24 protein-coding genes are annotated in these 25,124 nt (G+C 70.5%); 18 read left to right on the top strand and 6 right to left on the bottom strand.

The window, feature by feature from the left end; genetic code table 11:
• Positions 1–146: 146 nt before the first annotated feature.
• Positions 147–605, bottom strand: coding sequence for an N-acetyltransferase family protein (locus ACYQ78_RS31455; protein ID WP_459804578.1), 459 nt, complete (start codon positions 603–605; stop codon positions 147–149).
• Between the two features lie 57 nt (positions 606–662).
• On the bottom strand, positions 663–1,883 hold the full coding sequence (locus ACYQ78_RS31460) for a DUF1015 family protein (RefSeq protein WP_459804579.1): 1,221 nt from the start codon (positions 1,881–1,883) through the stop codon (positions 663–665).
• A 165-nt stretch (positions 1,884–2,048) separates the two neighbouring features.
• Between ACYQ78_RS31460 and ACYQ78_RS31465 the strand changes: the two genes are divergently transcribed.
• Positions 2,049–2,390, top strand: coding sequence for a tetratricopeptide repeat protein (locus tag ACYQ78_RS31465; protein WP_459804580.1), 342 nt, complete (start codon positions 2,049–2,051; stop codon positions 2,388–2,390).
• Positions 2,387–3,376, top strand: coding sequence for an HAD-IIA family hydrolase (locus ACYQ78_RS31470; RefSeq protein WP_459804581.1), 990 nt, complete (start codon positions 2,387–2,389; stop codon positions 3,374–3,376). The genes ACYQ78_RS31465 and ACYQ78_RS31470 overlap by 4 nt, the downstream gene beginning before the upstream one ends.
• Before the next feature lie 929 nt (positions 3,377–4,305).
• Here ACYQ78_RS31470 and ACYQ78_RS31475 read toward each other — a convergent pair.
• Both ACYQ78_RS31475 and ACYQ78_RS31480 read right to left on the bottom strand, forming a co-directional pair.
• Positions 4,306–4,653 carry an SCP2 sterol-binding domain-containing protein gene (locus ACYQ78_RS31475; protein WP_459804582.1) on the bottom strand — a complete coding sequence of 116 codons (348 nt, stop codon included), beginning with the start codon at positions 4,651–4,653 and terminating at the stop codon, positions 4,306–4,308.
• Between the two features lie 39 nt (positions 4,654–4,692).
• Complete coding sequence (locus ACYQ78_RS31480; RefSeq protein WP_459804583.1) at positions 4,693–5,829, bottom strand: hypothetical protein; 1,137 nt, start codon at positions 5,827–5,829, stop codon at positions 4,693–4,695.
• On the opposite strand from ACYQ78_RS31480, the gene ACYQ78_RS31485 reads away from it, so the two are divergent.
• The 14 genes from ACYQ78_RS31485 to ACYQ78_RS31550 all read left to right on the top strand — a co-directional run bounded on the left by ACYQ78_RS31485 (position 5,822) and on the right by ACYQ78_RS31550 (position 19,456).
• Entirely contained in the window at positions 5,822–6,184 is a 363-nt protein-coding gene (locus ACYQ78_RS31485; protein ID WP_459804584.1) for a hypothetical protein, read from the top strand. The two genes, ACYQ78_RS31480 and ACYQ78_RS31485, sit on opposite strands and share 8 nt — an antisense overlap.
• Before the next feature lie 145 nt (positions 6,185–6,329).
• Positions 6,330–6,629 carry a hypothetical protein gene (locus ACYQ78_RS31490; protein ID WP_459804585.1) on the top strand — a complete coding sequence of 100 codons (300 nt, stop codon included), beginning with the start codon at positions 6,330–6,332 and terminating at the stop codon, positions 6,627–6,629.
• Positions 6,630–6,654: 25 nt separating this feature from the next.
• Positions 6,655–7,467: a TlyA family RNA methyltransferase gene (locus ACYQ78_RS31495; RefSeq protein WP_459804586.1), complete on the top strand. Its 813-nt coding sequence runs from the start codon at positions 6,655–6,657 to the stop codon at positions 7,465–7,467.
• The gene (locus ACYQ78_RS31500) at positions 7,464–8,369 is read left to right on the top strand and encodes an NAD kinase (RefSeq protein ID WP_459804587.1); all 906 of its coding nucleotides are present in this window, start codon (positions 7,464–7,466) and stop codon (positions 8,367–8,369) included. Before ACYQ78_RS31495 ends, ACYQ78_RS31500 begins: the two co-directional genes overlap by 4 nt.
• A gap of 65 nt (positions 8,370–8,434) precedes the next feature.
• The gene (recN, locus tag ACYQ78_RS31505; RefSeq protein WP_459804588.1) at positions 8,435–10,153 is read left to right on the top strand and encodes a DNA repair protein RecN; all 1,719 of its coding nucleotides are present in this window, start codon (positions 8,435–8,437) and stop codon (positions 10,151–10,153) included.
• 519 nt (positions 10,154–10,672) lie between these two features.
• Complete coding sequence (steA, locus tag ACYQ78_RS31510) at positions 10,673–11,878, top strand: putative cytokinetic ring protein SteA (protein ID WP_459804589.1); 1,206 nt, start codon at positions 10,673–10,675, stop codon at positions 11,876–11,878.
• Positions 11,875–12,879, top strand: a complete 1,005-nt coding sequence (locus tag ACYQ78_RS31515; protein ID WP_459804590.1) for a copper transporter — start codon at positions 11,875–11,877, stop codon at positions 12,877–12,879. The genes steA and ACYQ78_RS31515 overlap by 4 nt, the downstream gene beginning before the upstream one ends.
• Positions 12,880–12,898: 19 nt before the next feature.
• Entirely contained in the window at positions 12,899–13,747 is an 849-nt protein-coding gene (locus ACYQ78_RS31520; protein WP_459804591.1) for a hypothetical protein, read from the top strand.
• Positions 13,747–15,309 (top strand): murein biosynthesis integral membrane protein MurJ, encoded by a 1,563-nt coding sequence (gene murJ / locus ACYQ78_RS31525; RefSeq protein WP_459804592.1) that lies wholly within the window; start codon positions 13,747–13,749, stop codon positions 15,307–15,309. The genes ACYQ78_RS31520 and murJ overlap by 1 nt, the downstream gene beginning before the upstream one ends.
• Positions 15,306–16,322: a glycosyltransferase family 4 protein gene (locus ACYQ78_RS31530; RefSeq protein ID WP_459804593.1), complete on the top strand. Its 1,017-nt coding sequence runs from the start codon at positions 15,306–15,308 to the stop codon at positions 16,320–16,322. Before murJ ends, ACYQ78_RS31530 begins: the two co-directional genes overlap by 4 nt.
• 245 nt (positions 16,323–16,567) lie before the next feature.
• Positions 16,568–17,554: a TerC family protein gene (locus ACYQ78_RS31535; protein WP_459804594.1), complete on the top strand. Its 987-nt coding sequence runs from the start codon at positions 16,568–16,570 to the stop codon at positions 17,552–17,554.
• A 124-nt stretch (positions 17,555–17,678) separates the two neighbouring features.
• The gene (locus ACYQ78_RS31540; protein ID WP_459804595.1) at positions 17,679–18,323 is read left to right on the top strand and encodes a phosphatidylserine decarboxylase; all 645 of its coding nucleotides are present in this window, start codon (positions 17,679–17,681) and stop codon (positions 18,321–18,323) included.
• Positions 18,310–19,143, top strand: coding sequence for a CDP-diacylglycerol--serine O-phosphatidyltransferase (gene pssA / locus ACYQ78_RS31545; protein WP_459804596.1), 834 nt, complete (start codon positions 18,310–18,312; stop codon positions 19,141–19,143). Before ACYQ78_RS31540 ends, pssA begins: the two co-directional genes overlap by 14 nt.
• A 40-nt stretch (positions 19,144–19,183) precedes the next feature.
• Positions 19,184–19,456 carry a hypothetical protein gene (locus ACYQ78_RS31550; protein WP_459804597.1) on the top strand — a complete coding sequence of 91 codons (273 nt, stop codon included), beginning with the start codon at positions 19,184–19,186 and terminating at the stop codon, positions 19,454–19,456.
• Here ACYQ78_RS31550 and ACYQ78_RS31555 read toward each other — a convergent pair whose 3' ends face one another.
• Entirely contained in the window at positions 19,457–20,095 is a 639-nt protein-coding gene (locus ACYQ78_RS31555; RefSeq protein ID WP_459804598.1) for an MBL fold metallo-hydrolase, read from the bottom strand. It abuts the gene before it with no gap.
• Positions 20,096–20,099: 4 nt separating this feature from the next.
• Positions 20,100–20,801: a maleylpyruvate isomerase N-terminal domain-containing protein gene (locus tag ACYQ78_RS31560; RefSeq protein WP_459804599.1), complete on the bottom strand. Its 702-nt coding sequence runs from the start codon at positions 20,799–20,801 to the stop codon at positions 20,100–20,102.
• 109 nt (positions 20,802–20,910) lie between these two features.
• Between ACYQ78_RS31560 and uvrA the strand changes: the two genes are divergently transcribed.
• Positions 20,911–23,751, top strand: a complete 2,841-nt coding sequence (uvrA, locus tag ACYQ78_RS31565) for an excinuclease ABC subunit UvrA (RefSeq protein WP_459804600.1) — start codon at positions 20,911–20,913, stop codon at positions 23,749–23,751.
• A 113-nt stretch (positions 23,752–23,864) separates the two neighbouring features.
• Positions 23,865–24,455, top strand: a complete 591-nt coding sequence (locus ACYQ78_RS31570; RefSeq protein ID WP_459804601.1) for a Rieske (2Fe-2S) protein — start codon at positions 23,865–23,867, stop codon at positions 24,453–24,455.
• The last annotated feature ends 669 nt before the right edge of the window (positions 24,456–25,124 follow it).

Consider the following 25,124-nt stretch of genomic DNA (forward strand, 5'->3'; position numbering starts at 1 on the left):
TGCCCGGCTGTTCCATGGCATGGCTGAAGCGTCAGGGCCGATCGGCGAATGCCCGGCTGTGAGAGGGCGAAGCTTCGCGGAGTCGGGGCGCTGCCAAGCGGTGGATCAGCGAGACCCACGGGGTTGTGATGTAGGGGTGCATGGGGTCAGGGGGTGATGTGGCCAGGGGTGAGATAGCGGCGGAATCCCTGGGCGAGTGGGCGGAAGCCGCAGGCCTGGTAGAACGTGTGGGCTTGCTGGTCGTCGGCCGCCAGCAACTGGATCTTGTAGCAGGCGGCTGATTCGGCGAGCTCTGCAACCGCGTCCATCAAGAGTCTGCCGATGCCGCGTCGGCGGTGGGCGGCGGCGACCACGACGTTCTCCACGAACAGGATCGATCGGCCGCCGCGGGTGAGGTTGGGGAGGACCATGCAGTCCGCCGTGCCCGCGGGTGCACCGTTCAGGTCCGCGACCAGCACTGTTCTGCCTTGTTGGAGGGTGATGCTCGTCCAGATCCGCTGTGCGGCCTCCGGTGGCAGCGGCGCATCGTCGGGGTTCAGTTCACCGTAGAGCGCCAGCAGCGCGGGAAGGTCCGTTTCGGTGGCCGGCCGGATGGTGATCGTCATGTTCGGGAGCTTAGGGAGGCCCGATCGTCGTGGCCTCTCGTGTCGTGGGTGGCGGCGTCAGTCGGTGGCGAAGGTTCGCAGGACCAGGCCGGTGGCGGGTTTGGGGCTGAAGGAGGTCGACTTCCGGGGGACTCGTTCGCCCTCTTCGGCTACGGCGAAGACGTCTGCGGCGTCCAGGGGGCGCATCAGGACGGCGGTGCCGTTGGTTTCCCGGGCCATGCGGACGGCGGCGGTGTGGTCGTGGTGGACGATCTGGACTGCGTGTTCGTCGTCCTCGATGCCCCAGACCTTGGGGAGGAGGAACTCGTTCAGGATCGCCGTGGCCAGGGAGCGCCAGCGGGCCGAGCGGTCGGCCGGCATGGCCAGGTTCAGCTGGAGCGGGTCCGGGTCGGTGAGGAGGTGGGCGGGGCCGCCACCTGTCACCACGTAGGCGGGGCCGGTCGCGGTGGTCAGGGCGGTCAGGGCTTCGTCCAGGTGGGGGTGTTCGTGGACCTGCCAGGCGCCCTTGGCGCGGGCGACCGCTTCGGTGACCGGGAGGTTCGGGATGACTCGGTGGATCGCCTTCAGGTCTGGGGGGTAGGCGGTCGAGTCGACCAGGTAGGCGAGGCCGCCGTCCCAGGGGCCGGGTTCGTCGTGTTCGGACTGGAGTTCCTTGTACGTGGCGTAGCGGTGGTGGCCGTCGGCGATCATGGCGCGGTGGTCGGCCAGGTCGGTGGCGATCTTGTCGAGTTCGCCCGGTTCGGTGATGGGCCAGAGGCGGTGGCGGGTGGTGTCGCTCATGGTCACGTCGACCAGCGGGGGTCTCGTCGAGGCCACCTCCTCTACCAGGGCGGTGGCGGGGCCGTTGCCCTCGTACAGGAGGAAGATCGGTTCGAGGTTGGCCTGGGTGGTGCGCATGAGGGCCAGGCGGTCGGCCACGGGGCCGGGCATCACGTTCTCGTGGGGGAGGACGGCGGCGGAGCCGACACCGACCGCGCCGATCAGGCCGCGCTGGACGAAGGTGGGGGCGCTCTGTTCGTACACGTAGAGAGCCGGTGTCTCGTCGGCGGCGAGGATTCCCTCGTCGAGCCAGGTGGCCAGGGTGTCGCGGGCTTCCGCGTAGTGGCCGGGAAGGATCAGGCGGACCACGTTGTTCGGGTGGGCGTCAGCCAGCCGCCGGGCTTCGGCGGGGGAGATGAGGTCGTACGGCGGGGAGGTCACGGCGCTCAGGTCGTCGGCCGTGTAGCGCACGCCACGGAACGGGCGCAGCACCAGTCCCGCCCGTTCAGATCTCTCCATATCGGGCATGCTGCCATAAAGGCCCGGACTCCCCACTGCCGCGGTGCCCGGTTGGAGTCGAAATCGGAAGCAGGAGGCCATCGCGTGACACGGCATGATCAGAATGGAGTGGGCGATACGTCCGGCAGTCCGTCGGGCGACGTATACGAGTGGTACCAACGCGGCATGAAACTCCTCCAAGAGGGGAGCCCCGCCGCCGCCGCGGCGCTTCTCGAGCGTGCGGCCGGTGCCGAACCCGACTCCCGGAGCATCCGCGAGGGGCTGGCTCGGGCCCAGTTCAACTCGAAGCGTTACGAGGAGGCGGCCACCAGCTTCCGCTGGATCGTGGACGCCAACCCGGCCGAGGACTACGCCTACTACGGTCTCGGTATGGCACTTTGGCGAACCGGCGACATCGAAGGCGCCCAGGAACCCCTGGCCGTCGCTGTCGCGATGCGTCCCGACGAACGAAACTACGTCTCCGCCCTCACCCAGATCCGGGCGACCCTGCGCGCGAGGCGCGCGTGAACCACCTGCTCGACGCGTACGACACCCTGCTCCTCGACCTCGACGGTGTGGTCTACCTGGGACGGCACGCCGTCCCCGGCGCACCGGAGGCGCTCGCGCTGGCGCGGGAGCGGGGGGTACGCCTGGCTTATGTGACCAACAACGCGTCCCGCACCCCCGCGGCGATCGCCGAACATCTGACGCATCTCGGGGTGGCGGCGTCCCCCGAAGACGTGGTGACGTCCGCGCAGGCCGCCGCCCGGCTGGTGGCCGAGCATGTGCCCGCGGGGTCTCGTGTGCTGGTCGTGGGCGGGATGGGGCTGCGGTCGGCCCTGCGCGCCCATGGGCTGCGGCCGGTGACGACCGCTCTCGAGGGTCCGGCCGCGGTGGTGCAGGGGATCTGGGAGGGGATCTCGTACGGGCTGCTCAGCGAGGGGACCCTCGCGGTGCGTGGCGGGGCGTGGTTCGTGGCGGCCAACCATGACAGCACGATGCCGACCGATCGCGGTGAGATGCCCGGGAACGGGTCGATGCTCCAGGTGATCGTGGCCGCTACCGGGGTCGCGCCGGTGGTGGCGGGGAAGCCGGAGCCGCCGCTGCACCGGGAGTCGATGATCCGGACCGAGGCGCAGCGTCCGCTGATCGTCGGTGATCGGCTCGACACCGACATCGAGGGGGCCAATCGGGCGGGGGTCGACAGTCTTCTGGTGCTGACGGGGGTGGCCACGCCGCTCGACCTGCTGACGGCGGTGCCGGTGCACCGGCCTACGCATGTGTCGGCTGATCTGTCCGGGTTGCACTTGCCTGCGGCTTCTGCACGACCGGTTGACGGTGGCTGGGAGTGCGGGGGGTGGCGGGCGTCCTGGGATGACGGGCGGCTGCGGCTCTCGGGGAGTGGCGACTCGATGGACGCGTTGCGGGCTGCCTGTGGCGCTACGTGGGCCGGGGTGGGCGACGGGCGGGCCGAGGAGGACGCGGTCAAGCCTGCGCTTCGGGCTTTGGGGTAGGCGCGCGAGGGACTGGTGATTCCGCGCCTGCTCGTTACGGGATTTGGGTGGGCGCGGGACGCTTGGGGCGTGTCGTGCCGCGTGCATTCGGGGTGGCGTTGTGAGGGCCTGACCCCTGGTGATTCTGCGCGGTCTCGTGCGGTGGTTTCGGGTAGGTGCGGGTGCACTTCTTGGTCGGTTTATCAGCCGTCTCGTGCTGTGAGCGGCTGGCCCGTGGCGATTCCTTGCGGTCTCGCCCTGTGGTTTGGGCTGGGTGCTGGAGCACTGCCTGGTCGGCGTTTGTGCCGCCTCGAACTTCGGGGATTCGGATAGGCCGCTGGCGGTCTGCCTGGTCGCGAGGTGGGCGCGGGAACGCTGCCCTGCGTAATTTTGTGTCGTCTTGCGGTTCGGGTATTCGGGCAGGCGCGTGGACTTGTGACTGGTGGCGCTTTCGCTCGTCTGCATGCTGCGGGCATTTGGTTGGCGCAGGTGAGGGATTGCCGGGTGGCCAATTCCCAATGTTCCGCGCTGCAGGCTTGGGGCGAGCGGAGCGACCGCTGCCGGTGGTGAATCGGCGCTGCTTCCAGCTTCGGGCTGCCTGAAGGCGCATCCGCATCGAGCCTCAGGCACTGTGATTCGTGTGGTGGCCGATCCTGGTTTCCGGCCGAACCGCGCCTTCGCTGAGCTGCGGCGGGCCTGGCGGATTGTTCCCCCAACCTCGGTTCAAGCCCTGGCTTCGTGTGCAGATTCGGCGCTTCGAGCTTGCTGTTGTAGGCGGAGGGCTCGTGAGGCGATGGCAGGTTGCCCGGCATTGAGGCTGCGATAGATGGTGAGCCGCTGGAGACCGTGTCGGCTCAGGGGAATGGGGCGTCGCGCGGAAATGGGTTCCGCGCGACGTTTCCGTTTGAAGGCGGGCTTGGTGGCGGCGTTGGGGGTGCTGGATTTGGGGGTCAGAGGAGGCGGCGGAGGCGGAGGAGGTCGCCCAGGCTCGCGTCGATTTTCACTCTGCCGCCGAAAAGGGCGCGGGCCATGTCGAGTTCGCCGTTGACGAGGGCGATGAGGTCGTGGCTGCCCAAGGTGAGTTTCACCTCGGCGGGGCGGCCGTCGGCCGGGGGGACGTCGGTGAACGGGTCGAGGCCTTCGCGGTGAATGCGGCCGTAGAAGGTGACGTTCAGGTCGGAGATGCGGCATTGGAGTCGGCGCTCGACGACATGTTTGGCGCGGTCTTCGGGGCTGATCTCGTGGAACTGCTCGCCCAATTTGTCCAATGCGGCACGGCATTCTTCGATCGTCGCCATGCGTCATCCCCCTTAAGCCAGGACCGGTCAAATGCCCATCTACCAACGGACGGTAGCGTTCAACCTGAGTACTACGCGAAATCTGGCACGTGGGGGCGTGTCAGATGACAAGGGGGTTCGCATGGTGTTCCACACGCTGCGTGGCATCGTACAGATGGCCACGTCGCTCACCGAGACGGCCACGAGCAGCGCTCGCGAGGCCGTCATGGACATGCTCGACACGGACTCGTCGCGGTCCACCAGGAAGCGGCGCTCGTCCAAGGGGATCGGGAGGATGGTGCGGTCGGGGGCCGACCAGGTGCTCGGGGTGTTCGACCTCGCGCGCAAGGGTGAGGTCGACCGGCTGCGGTCGCAGGTCCGCGAACTGCAGGGGCGGAAGAAACCCGGCGGCCGGGCGAACGGGTCCCGGTCGCGCACGACCACCCGCACCTCGGCCGCCTCGGCTCGGGGGATGTCCGCCCGGCTGAGCGGGGCCGCGGCCAAGGCGGGACGGACCCTCTCGGCTATGGCCGAGAACGCCGTCTCGACGACCGCGGGGAAGAGCGCGGCCGTCAAGCGGACCGCGAAGGCGGCTTCCGCCCGCAGGACGGCGGGCGCCGCTCGTACGGGTGCGGCGCGGAAGGCCTCTGCGGCCCGCACCTCGGCGTCGCGGTCGGCGGCCGGACACGGCGCCTCCGCGACCTCGTCGCGGACCGCGTCGGTGCGCAAGGCGGCGGCTCGTACGGGCATGTCGGCCGCGACTTCGGTGCGGAAGGCGTCGGGTTCCACCCGTAAGGCTTCCACAGCGGGGCTCTCCGCAGCGTCCGGTTCGCTGCGGAAGCGGCCCGCGGCCGGTCGTGCCACGGCTGCGCGTTCGTCGGCGTCCGCTTCGTCGCAGAAGCGGCCCGCGACCGGTCGGTCGACGGCCTCGGGCACGATGCGTAAGGCGTCGGCTTCGGGTTCGATGCGGAAGACGACCACCGCGCGTTCGACGACGTCGGCCTCGCGGCCCGCCGCCACTCGCTCCACGGCTTCCGCCACTGCGCGGAAATCGGCTGCCTCGCGCCCCATGACTTCGGGCGCGGTGCGGAAGACGACCGCCGTGCGTTCGTCGGCTTCCGGGGTGCGGAAGACGGCTGCCTCGCGTTCGTCGGTGTCCGGTCTGGCTCGTACGGGCTCGGCTTCCGGTATGCGCAAAACGGCTGCTTCGCGTTCCACCGTCGCTCGGAAGAGCACGGCCGCCGGGTCCACCGCGGCTCATCGGATCGCCAAGGCGGAGAAGGCCGCGGCGCGGATCGTGAAGGCGACCGGCTCCACCAGGGTCGCGCGGGCCGAGAAGATGGCGGCCCGGATGGCGCACGCCGTCGGGACCGCCCGCACGCCGGTCACGGCCGCCTCGCGGATGGCCAAGGCCAAGACGATCGGTGCGGCGTCGCACGCCGGGAACGCCGTGGCGGCCAAGCTGTCCACCGGGCCCGGCAAGGGCGGGAAGAAGGTCACGAAGAAGGCGCTGGCCAAGAAGTCGGGCAAGAAGGCAGGTAAGAAGGCGTAGGGCCCGGCGCACGGGCGACGTCGTCGGCGCGGTCCGCTACCGTCGAGGCGGCGGAGTGCCCGCGGCCCGAGTTCGAGGGCCTGTTTTCGGGTGCCTCGTGAGGCGTTTCGGGCGAGGGCCGCGTATCTGACACCGGAGGGGGCGCATGACCGAGATGAACTCGGCCGGCGGTGGGGAAGCCGTCGTGCCGGTGCAGGCCGCTGTGTCCGCGGATGCCGGTTCGCCGGTAGACGTCATGGCGACCCCGACGAAGAACGTGGTGCCGGCCGTTGCCCCGGCCGGCACCCAACCCACCGGTACTCCGGCCGGCCTCGATCCCGAGGCGGCCGTCCGCGGCGCCGTCGAACGGCTCGCGGAGGTGCCGGTCGCGGCCCATGTCGAGGTGTACGAGCAGGTGCTCGGCATATTGGAGGAGACCCTTGCCGCTGTGGACGACCGCACGTGACCAATAGACCCCCCAGAGGTATCCGTTGAGCCAGCGCCGCCGTCTCGACAGCGAGCTGGTGCGGCGCAAACTGGCCCGTTCGCGGGAGCAGGCCGCCCAGCTCATCGAGGCGGGCCGGGTCACCATCGGTGGCCAGCCCGCCGCCAAAGCGGCCACCCAGGTCGACACCGCCGCCGCGATCGTCGTCGCCGAGGCCCCCGACGGGCCCGACTACGTCTCCCGGGGCGCCCACAAGCTCATCGGCGCGCTCGACGCCTTCACCGACCTCGACGTCACCGGGCGGCGCTGTCTCGACGCCGGCGCCTCGACCGGCGGGTTCACCGACGTCCTGCTGCGGCGGGGCGCGGGCCACGTGCTGGCGGTCGACGTCGGCTACGGGCAGCTCGCCTGGTCGCTGCGGACCGACGAACGCGTCACGGTGATGGAGCGGGTGAACGTCCGCGACCTCACCCCCGAGATGGTCGGGGAACCACCGACGCTCATCGTCGGCGACCTGTCGTTCATCTCGCTGCGGCTGGTGCTCCCCGCGCTGACCGCGGTCCTCGCCGAGGGCGGTGAGCTGGTCATGCTGGTCAAGCCGCAGTTCGAGGTGGGGAAGGAACGCGTGGGCGCCGGAGGGGTCGTCCGCGACCCGGAACTCCGGGCCGAGGCGGTGCGCGACGCCGCGGCGGCGGCGCGGAAGCTGGAGCTCACGGTCAAGGGTGTGACGGCGAGCCCGTTGCCGGGGCCGTCGGGCAATGTGGAATATCTGATCCGGCTCGGGAAGGGGCCCGGTCACGAGGCGGTCGCCGACGTGGCCGCCGCCGTCGCCCGTGCCGTCGAGGAGGGGCCCCGATGAGCGACAGCCGATCGGTTCTGATCACCACCCACACCGGCCGTGACGCCGCCGTCGAGAGCGCCCGGCTGGTCATCGACCGGCTGATCAAAGAGGGGCTGACGGTCCGCGTCCTGGAGGACGAGGCCGAGGAAGTGGGCCGCCTGGGCGTCGAGGTCGTGCCGGCCGACGAACGGGCCGCGTTCGGCGCCGAGGTCATCGTCGTCCTCGGCGGCGACGGCACGCTGCTGCGCGCCGCCGAGATCTCCCGGCCCACCGGCGTCCCCCTGCTCGGGGTCAATCTCGGGCACGTCGGGTTCCTCGCCGAGGCCGAGGTGGAGGACCTCCACGTCGTGGTCGACCGCGTGGTCGACGGGCGGTTCGAGGTCGAGGAGCGCATGACCATCGACGTGACCGTCCGCAACGGCCACATCCTGGCGCGCACGTGGGCGCTCAACGAGGCGTCGGTGGAGAAGCGCGACGGCATGCTCGAGGTCGTGGCGGAGATCGACGGGCATCCCCTGTCCCGCTGGGGCTGCGACGGCGTCATCTGCGCGACCCCGACCGGTTCGACCGCCTACGCGTTCTCCGCCGGAGGCCCCGTGGTGTGGCCCCAGGTCGAGGCGCTGATGGTCGTCCCCAACAGCGCCCACGCGCTGTTCGCCCGGCCCCTGGTGGTGGCTCCCACCAGTTCGATCGCGATCGAACTGCTCGCCACGACCCACCCGGGCGTGCTGTGGTGCGACGGCCGCCGCCGCTTCGATCTGCCGCCGGGTGTGCGGGTCGAAATCCGTAAAGGCACTCATCCGGTACGTCTCGCGCGCATGCTCGGCGTCGATTCCACCGGTGTCCCGTTCACCGACCGATTGGTCGCCAAGTTCGGGCTTCCGGTCGAGGGATGGCGGGGCCGAGTCAAGCCCGCGTGACTCGAAAATCTTGGCGAGTTGAGCGTAGGATCGCTTGCGACATTGACGTTGAACGGGAGGGACCAGTGCGGCCAAGGGTCGAGGAGGTCCGTATCCGAGGGCTGGGCGTCATCGACGAGGCCGTCCTTGAGTTGTCCCCCGGATTCACCGTTGTCACAGGTGAGACGGGTGCCGGCAAGACGATGGTGGTGACCGGCCTCGGGCTGCTGTTCGGCGGCCGGGCCGATCCCGCGCGGGTCCGTCCGGGTGCCGACAAGTGCTCCGTCGAGGGCACCCTCATCGTCGACCCCGCCGGGCGGGCCGCCCAGCAGGTGTTCGACATCGGGGGCGAGGTCGAGAACGGCGAGCTCATCATCTCCCGCACCGTCTCCTCCGAGGGGCGGTCGCGGGCGTGGCTCGGCGGGCGCACCGTCCCGGTCGGGACGCTCACGTTCCTGGCCGAAGACCTGGTGGCCGTCCACGGGCAGATGGACCAGCAGCGGCTGCTCCAGCCCGGCCGCCAGCGCGCCGCCCTCGACCGCTACGCCGGAGACGAACTGGTCAAGCCGCTGCGGGCCTACGAACAGACGTACAAGAGACACAAGAAGGTCGGCGACCTGGTCGCCGAGCTGACCGGCCGGGCGCGCGAACGCGCGCAGGAGGCCGACGTGCTGCGGTTCGGGCTCCAGGAGATCGAGAAGGTCGCCCCGCGCGCGGGGGAGGACGCCGAGCTGAAAGAGGAGGCCGAGCGCCTCACCCACGCCGACACCCTCCGCGCCGCCGCCACGACCGCCCACACGGCGCTGCTGGGCGACCCGATGTCGGGCCCCGAGGCGGTGGCCGACGCGGTGTCGCTGATCGGGCAGGCGCGGTCGGCCGTCGAGTCGGCCCGCGACTACGACCCCGCCCTCGCCGGTCTGGCCGAGCGCCTGGCCGAGGCGGGTTATCTGATCAACGACGTGGCGACCGAACTGGCCGCCTACGCCGAGTCGGTCGAGGCCGACCCCCAGCGCCTCGAAGTGGTCCACGAGCGGCGGTCCCTGCTCAACGGGCTGACCCGCAAATACGGCGTCGACGTCGCCGAGGTCCTCGCCTGGGCGGAGAAGGCGGCCGTCCGCGTCGGCGAGCTCGACGGCGACGACGACCGCATCGGCGAGCTGACCCGCGAACACGAAGAGCTGACCGGCCGGCTCGGCGAGCTGGCCGGTGAGCTGACCCGCATCCGCGAGGCCGCCGCCGAGCGCTTCGGCGTGGCCGTGACCGAAGAGCTGACCGCCCTGGCCATGCCCCACGCCCGGGTCGTCGTCGTGATCGACTCGACCGGCGAGTTCGGGCCGTCGGGCGTCGACGAGGTCGAACTGCGCATGGCGCCCCATCCGGCGTCGCCGCCGCTGCCCCTGAACAAGGGCGCGTCCGGGGGTGAGCTCAGCCGCGTGATGCTGGCGATCGAGGTCGTCTTCGCCGGGGCCGACCCGGTGCCCACGTTCGTGTTCGACGAGGTCGACGCCGGGGTGGGCGGCAAGGCGGCCGTGGAGATCGGGCGGCGCCTGGCCAAGCTGGCCCGCACCTCCCAGGTCATCGTGGTCACCCACCTGCCCCAGGTGGCGGCCTTCGCCGACCAGCACCTGGTGGTCGAGAAGGACAGCGACGGCAGCGTGGTCCGCAGCGGCGTCGTCGCCCTCGACCGCGAGGCCCGCAAGCGCGAACTGGCCCGCATGCTGGCCGGCATGGAGGACTCCGAACTGGGCCGCGCCCACGCGGAGGAACTCCTGACCGAGGCCGCCGCCGCGAAGGCCGTCGGCTGAACCGATCGGCCAAAGGGTTCGTGGCCGCCTGGATCGTCGCGGCCATGCGACCGCCTTCGGGCACCGCAAGGTCGCAGCCATTTTTGAGGGGTCGGCAGAAGTTCTGGGATGGCCAACCGCTTCGCTCGTTGCGGTGGGAGGTACAGCGGGTGGTTGGCGCCGGATGCGGTGCGGGGTCTGGGCGGTGGGCGGTGCCGGGGTGGGCGGAGCCGTAACGGAAGAAGAAGGAAAACCCCCGGTATACGCCGGGCGTGGTTCGTCACATATCGGAAAAGTCCCAGCGAACCACGCAAAAGTTGGCCAGTCTGGAATGGCGACGAGTAGCGGCCGGTCGGGGGAACACGGCCGTCAATCGCTTTCCCTCGTCGGGTGACATCGGTAGGTGTTCGGGGCAGAGAAGGGCATCGTGCCCGGACGAGGCCGTATGGCGACATGGGGGACGGCGGCATGAGGGCAGGGTGGCGACAAAGCTGGCGGGTGCCGGGGTGTCGGGCCTTCACGCTCCTGACCTCTGGCAGGATGGTCCCGATGAAGGTCTCGAGCGTCAGGGTTCCAGGCCTCCGCCGCCGGAAGGTCAGTGTCCTTCCCGGGGTGACTGCGACGGCGCGCATCGACCGACGCACCAAGAGGCTCACGAAACGCCTTCGCCCCGGAGAAATCGCGATCATCGATCACGTCGACATCGACCGGGTCAGCGCGGAGGCCCTCGTCGCATGTGGCGTGGCCGTCGTGGTCAACGTGGCGGCGAGTGTGTCCGGACGCTACCCGAACCTGGGGCCACAGATTCTCCTCGAGGCCGGCGTCACGCTGGTCGACAACGCGACACCCGAGCTCTTCGAGAAGATCCGCGACGGCGACGTCGTCCGGGTCACCGACGGCACCGTCTACGCCGACGAGGAGATCGTCGGCAAGGGCGAGGTGATGACCGCCGAGTCGGTCGAGGCCGCGATGACCGAGGCCCGTGCGGGGTTGTCGGTGCAGATCGAGGCGTTCACCGTCAACACCATGGAATACGTCCGCCGCGAGCGTGACCTTCTCATCGACGGCGTCGGCGTGCCCGACATCGTCACCAAGCTCGACGGGCGCCACGCCCTGATCGTGGTGCGCGGTTACCACTACAAAGAAGACATCGCGGCGCTGCGGCCCTACATCCGCGAATACCGGCCGGTCATGATCGGTGTCGACGGCGGCGCCGACGCGCTGCTGGAGGCCGGCTACCGGCCCGACATCATCGTCGGCGACTTCGACTCGGTCTCCGACGAGGCGCTGACGGGGGGCGCCGAGCTGGTCGTCCACGCCTATCCCGACGGGCGGGCCCCCGGGCTCGACCACGTGCGCAAGCTCGGTCGCGACGCCGTGCTCTTCCCCGCCGCCGCGACGAGCGAGGACATCGCGATGTTGCTGGCCGACGAGAAGGGCGCGACGCTCATCGTCGCGGTCGGCACCCACGCCACGCTCGTGGAGTTCCTCGACAAGGGGCGGGCCGGCATGGCCAGCACCTTTCTCACCCGGCTACGGCTGGGCAGCAAGCTCATCGACGCCAAAGGCGTCAGCAGGCTCTATCGCAGCCGCATCTCCGCGGCGTCGCTGCTGCTCCTGGTCGCCACCACGATCGTCACGATCGGCGTGGTGCTGTTCGTCTCGCCGGTCGGCAAGATCTGGCTCGACGGAGCGCAGGACGTCTGGAACGGCTTCATATTCTGGGTGGTCGGACTCTTCTCGTGATCGATTTTCGCTATCACCTCGTCTCCATCGTGGCGATCTTCCTGGCGCTGACCGTGGGCATCGTGCTCGGCAGTACCGTCCTCCAGGATCCGATCATCGAGACGACGCAGGTGACCGCGCAGACCCTGAAGCAGGACAACCTCACCCTGCGGGCCGATCTGGCCGCCCAGCAGGCCCGCGAAGACGGCAACAACGCCTTCGTCACCGCCGCCACCGCCGAGCTGGTCGAACGCGACCTGGCGGGCGAGCGGGTCGTGGTCGTCGAGGCGCCCAACGCGCCCACGGCGCTGCGCGACCCGATGCGCGAGGTGCTGGAGCTCGCGGGCGCCACCTACACGGGCCGGGTCTCGCTCACCGACTCGTTCCTGGAGCCCGAGCAGGCCGGGGTCCTCGACGGCCTGTCGGCCCAGCTCGCCCCGGCGGGGGCCACCTTCCCCGAAGGGGCCACGCCCTACGACAAGGCCGGCACGGTGCTGGCCGCCGCGCTCGTCACGAACATGCGGCCGCAGGCGGGCACCCCCAACCCGGCCACCTCGACCGTGCTGTCGGCCTTCCAGGAGGGCGGCTTCATCGCGATCAACGGCGAACCGGCCGACCGGGCGACGCTGGCGATCGTGGTCGCCCCGGCCGCGCCCTACGAGACCGAGACCGCCGAGACCATGAACGGCGCGCTCGTGTCGGTGTCGGGCGCGCTCGACAAGGCCGGGCTCGGCACCGTCATGACCGGCACCACCACCGCGTCGGGCGCGGGCGGCGTGATCGCCGCGCTGCTCGACTCGGGTGAGGAGACCTCGCAGGTCTCCAGCGTCGACACGCTCGACCTGCCCTCGGGGCGGATCGTGGTGATCGACGCGCTCAAGGAGCAGCTCGGCGGGCAGTCGGGCGCCTACGGGATCGGCAGCGGCGCGACCGCGTTCGAACCGGCCCCGGCGGTGCCGACCATCACGCCATCGTTCACCCCCACTGCCAGCCCGTCTCCCGTGGCCTCCGCCACCGGCTGACCCTCAGGAAGGACCCGCTGTGACTCAGCGTTCCCTGCTCTTCGCCCTGGCGGGGGCGGCGCTCGGTGCGGCCGCCGCGAGGGCGGCGTACACGGTGTTCACGAAGAAGCAGCCCTTCGGCGACGAGAAGACCTGGGCCCGCGTCAACCATCGCGGCGAGCCCGTCACGCTGCTCGAAGGTCCGGCGTTCGCGGCGGGTGCGGGGGCCGCGCTGGCGCTGGCGCCCGGCCTCCCGCCTCGGGTGAAGATCGCGGGGGTGCTGACCTCCGTCGCGTGTGGCGCGCTCGGCGCCTACGACGACGTGTTCGGCACCAGCGCGTCGAAGGGGTTCAAGGGCCACCTGTCCGCGCTGCGGAAAGGCCAGGTCACCAGTGGTGCGGTGAAGATCCTCGGGATCGGCGCGACCGGCCTCGCCGCCGCCGCGCTGACCCGGCGCAACGTGGCCGACATCGCCATCGACGGACTGCTCGTCGCGGGGTCGGCCAACCTGGCCAACCTGTTCGACCTGCGACCGGGCCGCGCGATCAAGGTCGGACTGCTGGCCGGGGCGCCGCTGGCGGGTTCGCCGCTGGCCGCCGTGCCGCTGGGGGCCGCCGCCGCGCTGCTCCCCGACGACCTGGCCGAACGCGCGATGCTCGGCGACACCGGCGCCAACGCGCTCGGCGCGCTCCTGGGGCTGGCCGCCGCGCAGAAGCTGGGGCGCCCGGGGCGGCTGGCCGTGCTCGGCACCGTCGTGGCGCTCACCGCCGCCTCGGAGAAGGTGTCGTTCACCAAGGTCATCGCGGGTAACCCGGTGCTCAACCGGCTCGACATGCTCGGGCGCCGCCCGGTGCCGCCTCCGGCCGAGGTCATCCGGCCCACCCCTTGATGGCCCGAGGGGTCGCGGGTGCGGCCCTGGTCATCGGCGTCATCACGATCGCGGCGCGGATCACCGGCTTCGGCAAGCAGCTCGTCTTCGCCAAGACGGTCGGCACCGGCTGCCTGTCGACGGCCTATTTCACCGCGAACTCGGTGCCGAACCTGGTCTTCGAGATCGTCGTCGGGGGAGCGCTCGCGGGCATGGTCGTGCCGGTGCTGGCGGGCGCCGCCGAACGCGGCGACCGCGAGACCGCCGGGCGGATCGCGTCGGGGCTGCTGACCTGGGTCGTCGTGCTGCTGGTCCCGCTGAGCGCGCTGGTCGCGCTGCTCGCGGGCCCGATCGTGTGGGTGTTCGTGCCCGGCGCGGTGGAGGACTGCGACGCCGGTGAGGTCATGGTCCTCGCCGCCCACATGCTCGCCGTCTTCGCCCCTCAGATCCTTCTGTACGGTCTGGCGGTCGTCCTCTACGGCGTTCTCCAGGCCCACCGCAGGTTCGCCGGGCCCGCGCTGGCCCCGCTCGTGTCGAGTGTCGTCGTCATCGTGGCCTATCTGGCGTTCGTCCCGCTCGGCGGCACGATCGAGATCGCCGGGCTGCCCGAGGCGGCCGAACTCGTGCTGAGCGTCGGCACCACCCTCGGTGTGCTGTCCCTCGTGCTCACCGTCCTCTGGCCGGTCGCCCGGCTCGGCCTGCGCTGGCGGCCGACCCTGAGCTTCCCGCCCGGCGTCGCCCCGCAGGTCAGGCGGCTGGCGGCGGCGGGGCTGAGCGCGCTGCTCGCTCAGCAGGTCGCGATGGCCGTGGTGATCCGGCTGGCCAACGAGGGCGGTGGACGCCTGCCCGCCTACAACTACGCGTGGGCGATCTACCTGGTCCCGTACGCCGTCCTCGCCGTCCCCATCGCCACCAGCGCCTTCCCGGTGCTCTCGGCCCGTTTCGAGAGCGGCGACCACGAGGCCTTCGCCGCCCTGGCCGCCCGCACCACCCGGGCGGTCGTCCTCATCTCGGGCCTGGCGGCGGGCGCGCTCGTCGCGGTCGCCGCGCCGGTCGCCGAGGTGTTCCTGATGACGAAATCGACGGTCCCGCCCGGCCAGCTCACCCTCGGCATCGTCCTGTTCGCCCCCGGCCTGGTCGGCTATGGCCTGATGGCCCACCTGTCGCGCGTGCTCTACGCCGGTGGCCACGGCCGCCCGGCCGCCCGCGACCAGGTCATCGGCTGGATCGTGGTGATCGCCGCCCAGATCGGGCTGGTGCTCGCCCTGCCCGACGACTGGGCGGTCGGCGCGCTGGGCCTGGGCAACACGATCGGCATGACCACCGCCGGAATCCTGCTCCTGCTCGCGGTCCGCCGGGCCTACGGCCCCCTCGAAGGACTCACCCGGGCGGTGCTCGCGGCGGTGGCCGGGGGCGTGAGCGGCGCGGCGGCCGGGGTGGCCGTCGTCTGGCTGATCGGCACCTCCGGCCTGTGGACGAGCGTGCTGGTGGCGGGCCTGGCCGGGATCGTGGCGGCCGGGTTCGGCGGGGCGGTCGCCGCCGCGATCGACCGCGACGACCTCAAGGAAGTGATCAGAAGGTGAAGATCCTGCTGACCCTCGGCACCAGCGCCGGGGGAGTGGGCCGTCACGTGCGCACCCTCGCCGACGGGTTCACCGCCCGGGGCCACGAGGTCGTGGTCGCCGGTCCGGCCGAGACCCTCACGCGGTTCGGCTTCCCCCAGGCCGTGGTGGAGATCCCCGTCTCCGACCGCCCCCATCCGGTCAACGACGCCAGGACCGTCGGCGCCCTGCGGCGGATCGAGGCCGACGTCGTGCACGCCCACGGCCTGCGGGCCGGTGCGCTGGCCGCGCTGGCCCGGCCGCGCCGGCTGGTCGTCACGCTGCACAACGCGGTCACGGCGGGCGGCGCCGTCGGTGCGGTCTACGCCGTGCTCGAACGCGTCGTGGCCCGCCGGGCCGACGCGGTGCTGGTCGTCTCGCCCGACCTGGGCGACCGCATGGTCACCCTCGGTGCCCGGCGGGTGGCCGCCGCCGTGGTGCCCGCGCCGCCGCTGGCCGACCTGCCCGCCACGACGGAGTTCGCGGGGAGGCGGGTCCTGCTGACCGTGGCGCGGCTGGCGCAGCAGAAGGGGCTGGAGGTACTGCTGGAGGCCGCGGCGGGACCGTACCCGCCGGATGTGCTCTTCGCCGTCGCCGGAGAAGGACCGCTCCGCGGCGCGCTCCAGGAACGGATCGACGCCGGGAACCTGCCGGTCACCCTGCTCGGCCACCGCACCGACGTGGCGGCGCTGCTGAAGGCGGCGACCGCGCTGGTGGTGCCGAGCCGCTGGGAGGGGCAGCCGCTCAACGTCCACGAGGCGCTGCGCGCGGGGGTGCCCGTGGTGGCCTTCGCCGTGGGCGGCATCCCGCCGATGATCGGCGAGGCGGGGCTGCTGCTGCCGCCCGTCGACGCGGGCGCGATGCGGTCGGCGCTGCTGCGCCTGCTGGCCGACGAGGGCCTCCTCGGCGATCTGGCGGCCGCCTCGCTGGCCCGGGGGAACGCCCTGCCCGGCGACGAGGAAGCGGTCGAGGCCGTCCTGAAGTTCTACGCCTGACCGGGGAATCACCCGGGCTTGTTCCGGGTTGACAGGAATAATTCGTTCAAGAAACCTGACCCCGGGGTTCAGGAGACCCCGGGGCTGGTCTCTATACTGTTCGCGTTGGGGGGGAGTATCCCTTCGCGACGGTCCCGTCATCACGGTGTCTGCACCCGGGGCCGTCGGTCCGTGTCTGGAACCTTTCCAGGGGCGGGAGAGACCTCCGGCAGTGTGTTTCGTCGCGCGCCGGAGGGATTAAGAGAGTGGACATTCCCGTGTGGGGTTGGGCTGCCGTCATCATCGGCCTGCTCGTGGTCATCGCCATCGATTTGTGGGTCGTCGACCGTGGAGAGCCCAAAGAGTTCTCCATCCGCCAGGCCGGCTTCTGGGTCGGCCTCTACGTCGCCCTCGCCGTGCTGTTCGGCATCGGCCTGCTGATCTTCGCGGGCCCGCAGCAGTCGGGTGAGTTCTTCGCGGGTTACATCACCGAATACAGCCTGAGCATCGACAACCTGTTCGTCTTCTTCATCATCATGTCGCGGTTCGCGGTGCCGAAGGCCTATCAGCACAAGGTGCTGACGATCGGCATCCTGATAGCGCTGGTGATGCGCGGGTTCTTCATCGTGGTCGGCGCCGCCGCCCTCAACCAGTTCCACTGGCTCTTCTACGTGTTCGGCGCGATCCTCCTCTACACCGCCTACACGATGATCCGCGACCACAACAAGAGCGAAGACGACTTCGACGAGAACATCCTGCTGCGCTACGCCCGCCGGGCGTTCCCGACCACGCAGGACTACGTCGGCTCCAAGATGATCGTCCGGGTCGACGGCAAGAAGATGGTCACGCCGATGCTGATCGTCATGATCGCCATCGGCAGCACCGACCTGCTGTTCGCGCTCGACTCCATCCCGGCGATCTTCGGTCTGACCACCGACGCGTTCATCGTCTTCACCGCCAACGCGTTCGCCCTGATGGGTCTGCGGCAGCTCTACTTCCTGCTCGGCGGTCTGCTGCAGCGCCTGGTCTACCTCAGTTACGGTCTGGCCTTCATTCTCGCCTTCATCGGCGTGAAGCTGATTCTCGAGGCCATGCACGACCTCGTCGACTGGGCGCCGAAGATCCCGATCCAGGTCTCGCTGGGCGTCATCATCGGAACGATGCTGATCACGACGGTCGCGAGCATCGTGAAGTCGCGCCGCACCCCGGCCGTCGAGAAGGACGCCGCGCCCGAAGAGGCGGAGCGGCACTAGCCTCAGACCCCCTGGGGTCACGCGCTTGACGCGAAAGAGGACGGTTAGGGACTGTGGCATCGGTAACATAACTGCTTAAGTCGCAAATCCGTCCTCTAGTCGCAAAAGAGTACAAAGGCTCCTAGTGTCGAACGAAAAAGAAAGTCCTCGCCCACGCGTCCGGCTCGCGCGCGGTGTGTCGCCATGGCTGGCTCCCACAGCGGCCGCGGCGACCGTGACAGCGGCCCTGACCCGCCGGTCTCCCAAGTGGGCCTACGCGGCGGTGCCGCTGGCGGCCCTCACGGGCGGGATGCTCTGGTTCTTCCGCGACCCCGACCGCTCGATCGGCACCGGGCGGCTGCTGTCGCCGGCCGACGGCGTCGTGCAGAGCGTCGACCCCTGGCCCGACGGCCGCACCCGGGTCGCGATCTTCATGAGCCCCCTCAACGTCCACGTCAACCGCGCCCCCGCCGCCGGGACCGTCGTCTCGGTGGAACACGTGGCCGGCGGTTTCGTGCCCGCGTTCAACAAGGACAGCGACAAGAACGAACGCGTGGTGTGGCATCTCGACACCGCGCTCGGCGACATCGAGATGGTCCAGATCGCCGGGGCCGTCGCGCGCCGCATCGTGCCCTACCTGCAGGCAGGCGCGAAGGTCGCCCAGGGTGACCGGGTCGGGTTGATCCGGCTCGGTTCCCGGGTCGACCTCTATCTGCCGGAGGGCGTCGAGCCCGCCGTGACCGTCGGCGACAAAACCGTGGCTGGGGTGACCCGCATTGACCGCGCCTGACCTCAGGGCCGGAAGCTGGTCCGTCGAAGAAGAGGATCAACCCATCGGGCCGGTCGGCAAGGCGTTCCGCCTGTCGGCCGCCGACCTGCTCTCGCTCGGCAACGCCCTGTCGGGGTTCCTGTCGGTGGTCGTGCTGGCCTACAGCGCGATCGACCAGCTCAAGATGACCCGGGGCAACTTCGAGCCCGATCCGAGGTTCTTCGGCACCGCCGTCGTGCTGCTGCTCGTCGGCGCGACCTGCGACCTGTTCGACGGCCTGGTGGCGCGCCGGTTCCGGGCCTCGGCGATGGGCGCCGAGCTCGACAACCTGGCCGACGTCATCAGCTTCGGCTTCGCCCCGGCGTTCATGATCGTGATATGGGGTGGGTTCAACGCCCCGCTGCCACTGTGGCTCGTGCTGGCCGCCGCCGCGTCGGTGCTGCTCGCGGGGGTGACCCGGCTCGCCCGATTCGCCTGCGTGAAGACCAAGAGCGGCGACTTCATGGGGTTGCCGATCCCCATGGGCGCCATGACGATCGTGTCGATCGTGCTGCTGTTCCCGCCGACGATCTACACGATCCTCGGCATCTTCGCCACGTCGTTCCTGATGATCAGCCGGATCGAATATCCGAAGCCCAAGGGCAACATGGCCGCGTTCGTCCTCGGCTGGATGCTCATCAACGTGGCCTGCCTGATGGTCTGGGCCGCCGGGCTGCCCGGTGGCGACCAGCTCATCCAGGTCGGCGCGATCATGCAGATCGCGATCGTGTCGGCGATCCCGCTGCGGGTGCTGATGTTCCGGCGCGCCAAGCGCAAGGAGCGCCTGGCAGGCACCCGATAGGTGACTTTCCGGGGCGGATCGGCCGTTGTCTAATGACGGTATGGCGACCGCCCCGCGTGAGCTCACCCGTTCGTACTTCCTCGGCAAGCTGGCACGCGAACTCGAACAGCGCGGCTTCGCCGTCGACCTGCGGCTGGAACGGCCCTCGCTCAAGGTCAGCGCCCCGGAGGCCGCCCTGCTCAACGAGACCGTCGACTGCGTCTCGCTGGAGGGCGGCTGGTTCTACCGGTGGTCGTGGGGCGAGGTCGTGGAGAGCGCCGACGATCCCGACGCCGCCGCCACGCTGATCGCCAAGGTGCTGGGCACGCGCTGACTACCAGCCCCGCGCCTTCCATTCCGGCAGCGCGGGGCGCTCCACCCCGAGCGTGGTGTCCTTGCCGTGGCCCGGGTAGACCCAGGTCTCGTCGCCGAACCGGTCGAAGACCCGCTCCACCACGTCGGTGTAGAGCGAGGTGAACCGCTCCGGGTCCTTCCAGGTGTTGCCCACGCCGCCCGGGAACAGCGAGTCTCCCGTGAAGATGTGCCCCGGGTAGTAGAGGGCGATCGAGCCGGGCGTGTGGCCGCGCAGGTGGATCACCTCCAGATCGGTCACCCCGACGGTCACCCGGTCGCCGTGGTCGACCGGCCGGACTTCCACCGGCAGCGCAGCGGCGTCGTCGCGGCCCGCCACGACGGTCGCGCCGGTCGCGGCGGCGACCTCCTCCAGGGCGCCCCAGTGGTCGCCGTGCTGGTGGGTGGTCACGATCACGCTGATGGGCTGCCTGCCGATCAGCTCCATGATCCGCGCGGGCTCGGCGGCGGCGTCGATCAGCATGCCGTCGCCGGTCTCGCGGCAGCGGATCAGATAGGCGTTGTTGCCGAAGTCGCCGACCTCCATCTTCGCGATGGTGATCTTCTCCAGCTCCCGGACGTCGGCCGGACCGCCCTTGGACACGTCTCCCGTATAGGTCATGAGATCACGCTAGGCCGTCGGGGGCGGTCCGGACCATCCACACCGGCGGTGGCGGGAACCCTTCGGGCCGGAGACGGCCGGTCAGCCAGGCCGTGAGCTCCCGCTTCGTGGCCTGGAGGTGCGGGCCCTCGGCGCCGTCGACCGTCTCGCCGGTGTCGGTCACGGTCAGCCGGCCGTAAGTGGGCTCGCCGCAGATCCGCAGGGAGTCGTGGAACTCCCAGTCGACGTAGCGGCCGGGCCAGTCGCGCCAGGTGTAGCCGGTGCCGAGGTCGCCGTGGTGGATCTCGACCTCGCGCAGGCGGCGCATGACGACGTACCAGGCCGGATGCTCGGGCGGGCGGGTACCGCTGATCAGGAACGACCATCGGTCGGCCGGCATCGCGTCGGCCGCCTCCGCGAAGCGCGCTGTGCTCTCCTCCAGATCGGCGAGCTGCTCCTTGGCGGGTCTCGCGTGGCCAGCGGCGATGCCCTCGTCGCGTTCGGTAGCGTCGCGGTACTGGGGGGTGACCACCCCCGTACGGGCCCATGTGAGCAGATTCACCAGGGAGTCGGCGTTCCTGGAGATGTGGGTGGCGACGTGACCCCTGGTCCAGCCGTCGAGGGCCGACGGGGCGCGCATCTCCTCGTCGGACAGGGCCGCGACCGTGGAGATCAGCCGGGCGTCGGCGGCGGCGAGTTCCGCCCTGTAGTCGTCAAGAAGGGACATGGGCTCATCCTCGTCCACGTACTCTGAAGGAGCAGGGGCATTTTTGTCGGTGGCGGCGGATAGCCTGCCCGGTGCACTCCTGTAGACCCCAACGACCATCGGGAACGCTGTGGCTGACCGTCTCGTCGTGCGTGGCGCGCGCGAACACAATTTGAAGGACGTCTCGCTTGATCTCCCTCGCGACGCCCTGATCGTCTTCACCGGGCTGAGCGGCTCGGGCAAGTCGAGCCTGGCCTTCGACACGATCTTCGCCGAGGGCCAGCGGCGCTACGTCGAGTCGCTGTCGGCCTATGCCCGCCAGTTCCTGGGGCAGATGGACAAACCCGACGTCGACTTCATCGAGGGCCTGTCCCCGGCGGTGTCGATCGACCAGAAGTCGACCAGCCGCAACCCCCGCTCGACCGTCGGCACGATCACCGAGGTCTACGACTACCTGCGGCTCCTCTGGGCCCGCATCGGCAAGCCCCACTGCCCGACCTGCGGGCGGCCGATCGCGCGGCAGACCCCGCAGCAGATCGTCGACCGCGTCCTGGAGCTCGAAGAGGGCACCCGCTTCCAGGTGCTCGCGCCGGTGATCCGGGGCCGCAAGGGCGAATACGCCGAGCTGTTCCGGGAGCTCCAGACCAAGGGCTACGCCCGTGCCCGGGTCGACGGCACGATCATCCGGCTCGAAGAGCCGCCGACGCTGAAGAAGTACGAGAAGCACGACATCGAGGTCATCGTCGACCGCCTCGCGGTGAAGGACACGGCCCGCCGCCGCCTCACCGACTCGGTCGAGACGGCGCTCCAGCTGTCCGGCGGCACGATCACGCTCGACTTCGTCGACCTCGAGGCCGACGACCCCAACCGGGAGCGTTTCTACTCGGAGCACCTCTACTGCCCCTACGACGACCTGTCGTTCGAGGAGCTGGAGCCCCGGTCGTTCTCGTTCAACTCGCCGTTCGGCGCCTGCCCCGAGTGCACGGGCCTGGGCACCCGCATGGAGGTCGACCCCGAGCTGGTCGTCCCCGACCCCGAGAAGACCCTCGGCGACGGCGCGCTCACCCCGTGGGCGGGCGGCCACACCAGCGACTACTTCGAGAAGCTGATCGAGGGCCTGGGCAACGCCCTCGGCTTCACCCTCGACACCCCGTGGGAGAAGCTGACCAAGGCTCAGCAGAACTCCCTGCTCCGCGGCCACGACGAACAGGTCCACATCCGCTACGCCAACCGGTTCGGGCGCCAGCGCTCCTACTACACCGACTTCGACGGCGTGATCCCGTGGATCCAGCGCCGCCACGCCGAGTCCGAGAGCGACGCGGTGCGGGAGAAGTTCGAGGGCTACATGCGGGAGATCCCGTGCCCGGCCTGCAAGGGCCGCCGCCTCAAGCCGGTCTCGCTCGCGGTGACCGTCGGCGGTTCGTCGATCGCCGACGTCTCGGGGCTGTCGATCGGCGAGTGCGCGAAGTTCCTGTCGGGGTTCAAGCTCTCCGAGCGCGACATGCAGATCGCCGAGCGGGTGGTCAAGGAGATCAACGCCCGCCTGGGCTTCCTGCTCGACGTCGGCCTCGACTACCTGACCCTCGACCGCGCCGCTGGCACCCTCGCCGGTGGCGAGGCCCAGCGCATCAGGCTCGCCACCCAGATCGGTTCGGGTCTCGTCGGTGTCCTTTACGTCCTGGACGAACCCTCCATCGGCCTCCACCAGCGCGACAACCAGCGCCTGCTGGAGACGCTGATCCGGCTGCGCGACATGGGCAACACCCTGATCGTCGTCGAACACGACGAAGACACCATCGCGGCGGCCGACTGGGTGGTCGACATCGGCCCCGGCGCCGGTGAGCACGGCGGCCAGGTCGTCGTCTCCGGCACCGTCGAAGAGCTGCTGTCCAGTGAAGAATCGCTGACCGGCGCCTATCTGTCGGGGCGGCGGGCCATCGAGGTGCCCAAGAAGCGGCGCAAGCGCGACCGCAAGCGGCAGCTCGTGGTGAAGGGCGCCCGCGAGCACAACCTCGGCGGCATCGACGTCGAGTTCCCGCTCGGCGTGTTCACCGCCGTCACCGGGGTGTCGGGGTCGGGCAAGTCGACGCTGGTCAACGACATCCTCTACACCTCGCTCGCCCGGGAGCTCCACGGCGCCAAGACCGTGCCGGGGCGTCACTCGCGGGTGACCGGCATCGACCACCTCGACAAGGTCGTCCACGTCGACCAGTCGCCGATCGGGCGCACCCCGCGCTCCAACCCGGCGACCTACACGGGCGTGTTCGACCACGTCCGCAAGCTGTTCGCCCAGACGACCGAGGCCAAGATCCGGGGCTACCTCCAGGGCCGATTCAGCTTCAACGTCAAGGGCGGGCGCTGCGAGGCGTGCGCGGGCGACGGCACCATCAAGATCGAGATGAACTTCCTTCCTGATGTGTACGTCCCGTGCGAGGTCTGCCACGGCGCCCGCTACAACCGCGAGACGCTGGAGGTCCACTACAAGGGCAAGACGATCGCCGAGATCCTCGACATGCCGATCGAGGAGGCCGGGGAGTTCTTCGAGGCCATCCCGGCGATCAGCCGCCACCTGAAGACGCTCAACGACGTCGGGCTCGGTTACGTCCGGCTCGGGCAGCCCGCCACGACCCTGTCGGGCGGTGAGGCCCAGCGGGTGAAGCTCGCCTCCGAGCTCCAGCGCCGCTCCACCGGCCGGACCATCTACGTCCTCGACGAGCCGACCACCGGCCTCCACTTCGAGGACATCCGGCGGCTGCTGGGCGTGCTGGAGCGGCTGGTCGACGCCGGGAACACGGTCATCGTGATCGAGCACAACCTCGACGTCATCAAGACGGCCGACTGGGTCATCGACATGGGGCCCGAGGGCGGTTCCGGCGGCGGCCGGGTGGTCGCGACCGGGACGCCCGAGGAGGTCGCCCTGGTCGACGCCAGCCACACCGGGCGTTTTCTCCGCAAGATCTTCGACCTGTGAGTGTATTTCTTCATATTCCGCTCGGATCCGATCGGTCAGGCTGAACCACGAACGGGGTTAGGGCCGTACCTACCAATGATCGGGAAGTCCCCCAGCGGAGGATGTAAATGAACGTGAACGGCACCTCTGAGCAGGATCAGGTCACGAGCGCGCTGACGCGGCGGGGCCTGGTCTTCGCGGTGGGCGGCGCCGGGCTGGCCGCCGCCCTCACGGCGTGCACCGGCTACTCCTCCGGCACGACCGCCCAGGTCGAGCCGCCAGGATCGGTGCCCGCCGACCAGGCCGTACCGGCCGGAGGCTCTGACAACCCGCCGCCCGCCACCGACGACCAGAACGACCCGCCCGCTGAGGACCCGCCGGCCGAAGAGCCCCCGGCGGAGGACCCTCCCGCCGAGGAGGAGCCGCCTCCCGCGGCGGCCAACGCCTTCGCGCGCACCTCCGACATCCCCGAGGGCGGCGGCAAGATCTTCGAATCGGAGAAGATCGTCATCACCCAGCCGACGGCGGGCGAGTTCAAGTGCTTCACCGCGGTCTGCACCCACGCGGGCTGCTCGGTGGCCAGCATCTCCGGCGGCACCATCAACTGCCCCTGCCACGGCAGCAAGTTCAAGATCACCGACGGCTCGGTCGCGGGCGGTCCCGCCCCCTCGCCGCTCGAAGAGAAGCAGATCACGGTCAACGGCGGCAACATCACGCTGGCGTAGCCATCCGAACCGCGCACGGGCGCCGGCTCCGCCGACCCCGGCCCGGTTGTGGCGCGGTCCGTTCCGGGGTTCAGGAACGGGCCAGCCACGGGCCGCGGACCGTTTTCGGACGGCGTCATCGCAGCTGGAGAGCCCTGTGCTCACGGATGTCACGAGCCGGGCACGCGTCCGTCGGCGAGAGCCGCCGTACGTGGGAAGGCCCCCGACCCGCACGGTCGGCGGCCACACGAGCGGCGCCCCGGCGCGGCTTCCACGGCCCCGACGACCTGCGGCTTCGTCCCCCGGAACCGGAGAAGGTGATCACCGCGCGGACCACATCCCCACCACCATCGGGAACGACGGCCCGCCCACCACCAGGTGGCACGGCCGAGGGGCGCGAGACGCCGGCCCGCCCGCCACCAGAGGGAGGGTGGCGGGACACGGCTCAGGGTCCACCCGGGGCCGGGACGACGGCGCGCCCACCATCAGGTGGCACGGCCGAGGGGCGCGAGACGGCGGCCCGTCCGCCACCAGGCGACAGGCGCCGGGAAACCGCTCGGGGCCGGGGTGCCGGGGCGTTGGCCCGGCCGCCACCAAGAAGCAGGCGGCCCCGGCCGCTTCCGGCTCGGAGGTGGACCGTGGCGGCCCGCCCTTGAAGAACCACAGACCTGGGGTGCCACCAGGGTCCGG

The organism is Herbidospora sp. RD11066 (genome assembly GCF_054661255.1).

What these genes read in the sequence shown, in the direction of transcription:
- ACYQ78_RS31455 (WP_459804578.1), bottom strand. Translation starts at nt 605, where the DNA reads ATGACGATCACCATCCGGCCGGCCACCGAAACGGACCTTCCCGCGCTG.
- ACYQ78_RS31460 (WP_459804579.1), bottom strand. Translation starts at nt 1,883, where the DNA reads ATGGAGAGATCTGAACGGGCGGGACTGGTGCTGCGCCCGTTCCGTGGC.
- ACYQ78_RS31465 (WP_459804580.1), top strand. Translation starts at nt 2,049, where the DNA reads ATGAAACTCCTCCAAGAGGGGAGCCCCGCCGCCGCCGCGGCGCTTCTC.
- ACYQ78_RS31475 (WP_459804582.1), bottom strand. Translation starts at nt 4,653, where the DNA reads ATGGCGACGATCGAAGAATGCCGTGCCGCATTGGACAAATTGGGCGAG.
- ACYQ78_RS31485 (WP_459804584.1), top strand. Translation starts at nt 5,822, where the DNA reads ATGCGCAAAACGGCTGCTTCGCGTTCCACCGTCGCTCGGAAGAGCACG.
- ACYQ78_RS31490 (WP_459804585.1), top strand. Translation starts at nt 6,330, where the DNA reads ATGACCGAGATGAACTCGGCCGGCGGTGGGGAAGCCGTCGTGCCGGTG.
- ACYQ78_RS31500 (WP_459804587.1), top strand. Translation starts at nt 7,464, where the DNA reads ATGAGCGACAGCCGATCGGTTCTGATCACCACCCACACCGGCCGTGAC.
- steA (WP_459804589.1), top strand. Translation starts at nt 10,673, where the DNA reads ATGGTCCCGATGAAGGTCTCGAGCGTCAGGGTTCCAGGCCTCCGCCGC.
- murJ (WP_459804592.1), top strand. Translation starts at nt 13,747, where the DNA reads ATGGCCCGAGGGGTCGCGGGTGCGGCCCTGGTCATCGGCGTCATCACG.
- ACYQ78_RS31550 (WP_459804597.1), top strand. Translation starts at nt 19,184, where the DNA reads ATGGCGACCGCCCCGCGTGAGCTCACCCGTTCGTACTTCCTCGGCAAG.
- ACYQ78_RS31555 (WP_459804598.1), bottom strand. Translation starts at nt 20,095, where the DNA reads ATGACCTATACGGGAGACGTGTCCAAGGGCGGTCCGGCCGACGTCCGG.
- ACYQ78_RS31560 (WP_459804599.1), bottom strand. Translation starts at nt 20,801, where the DNA reads ATGTCCCTTCTTGACGACTACAGGGCGGAACTCGCCGCCGCCGACGCC.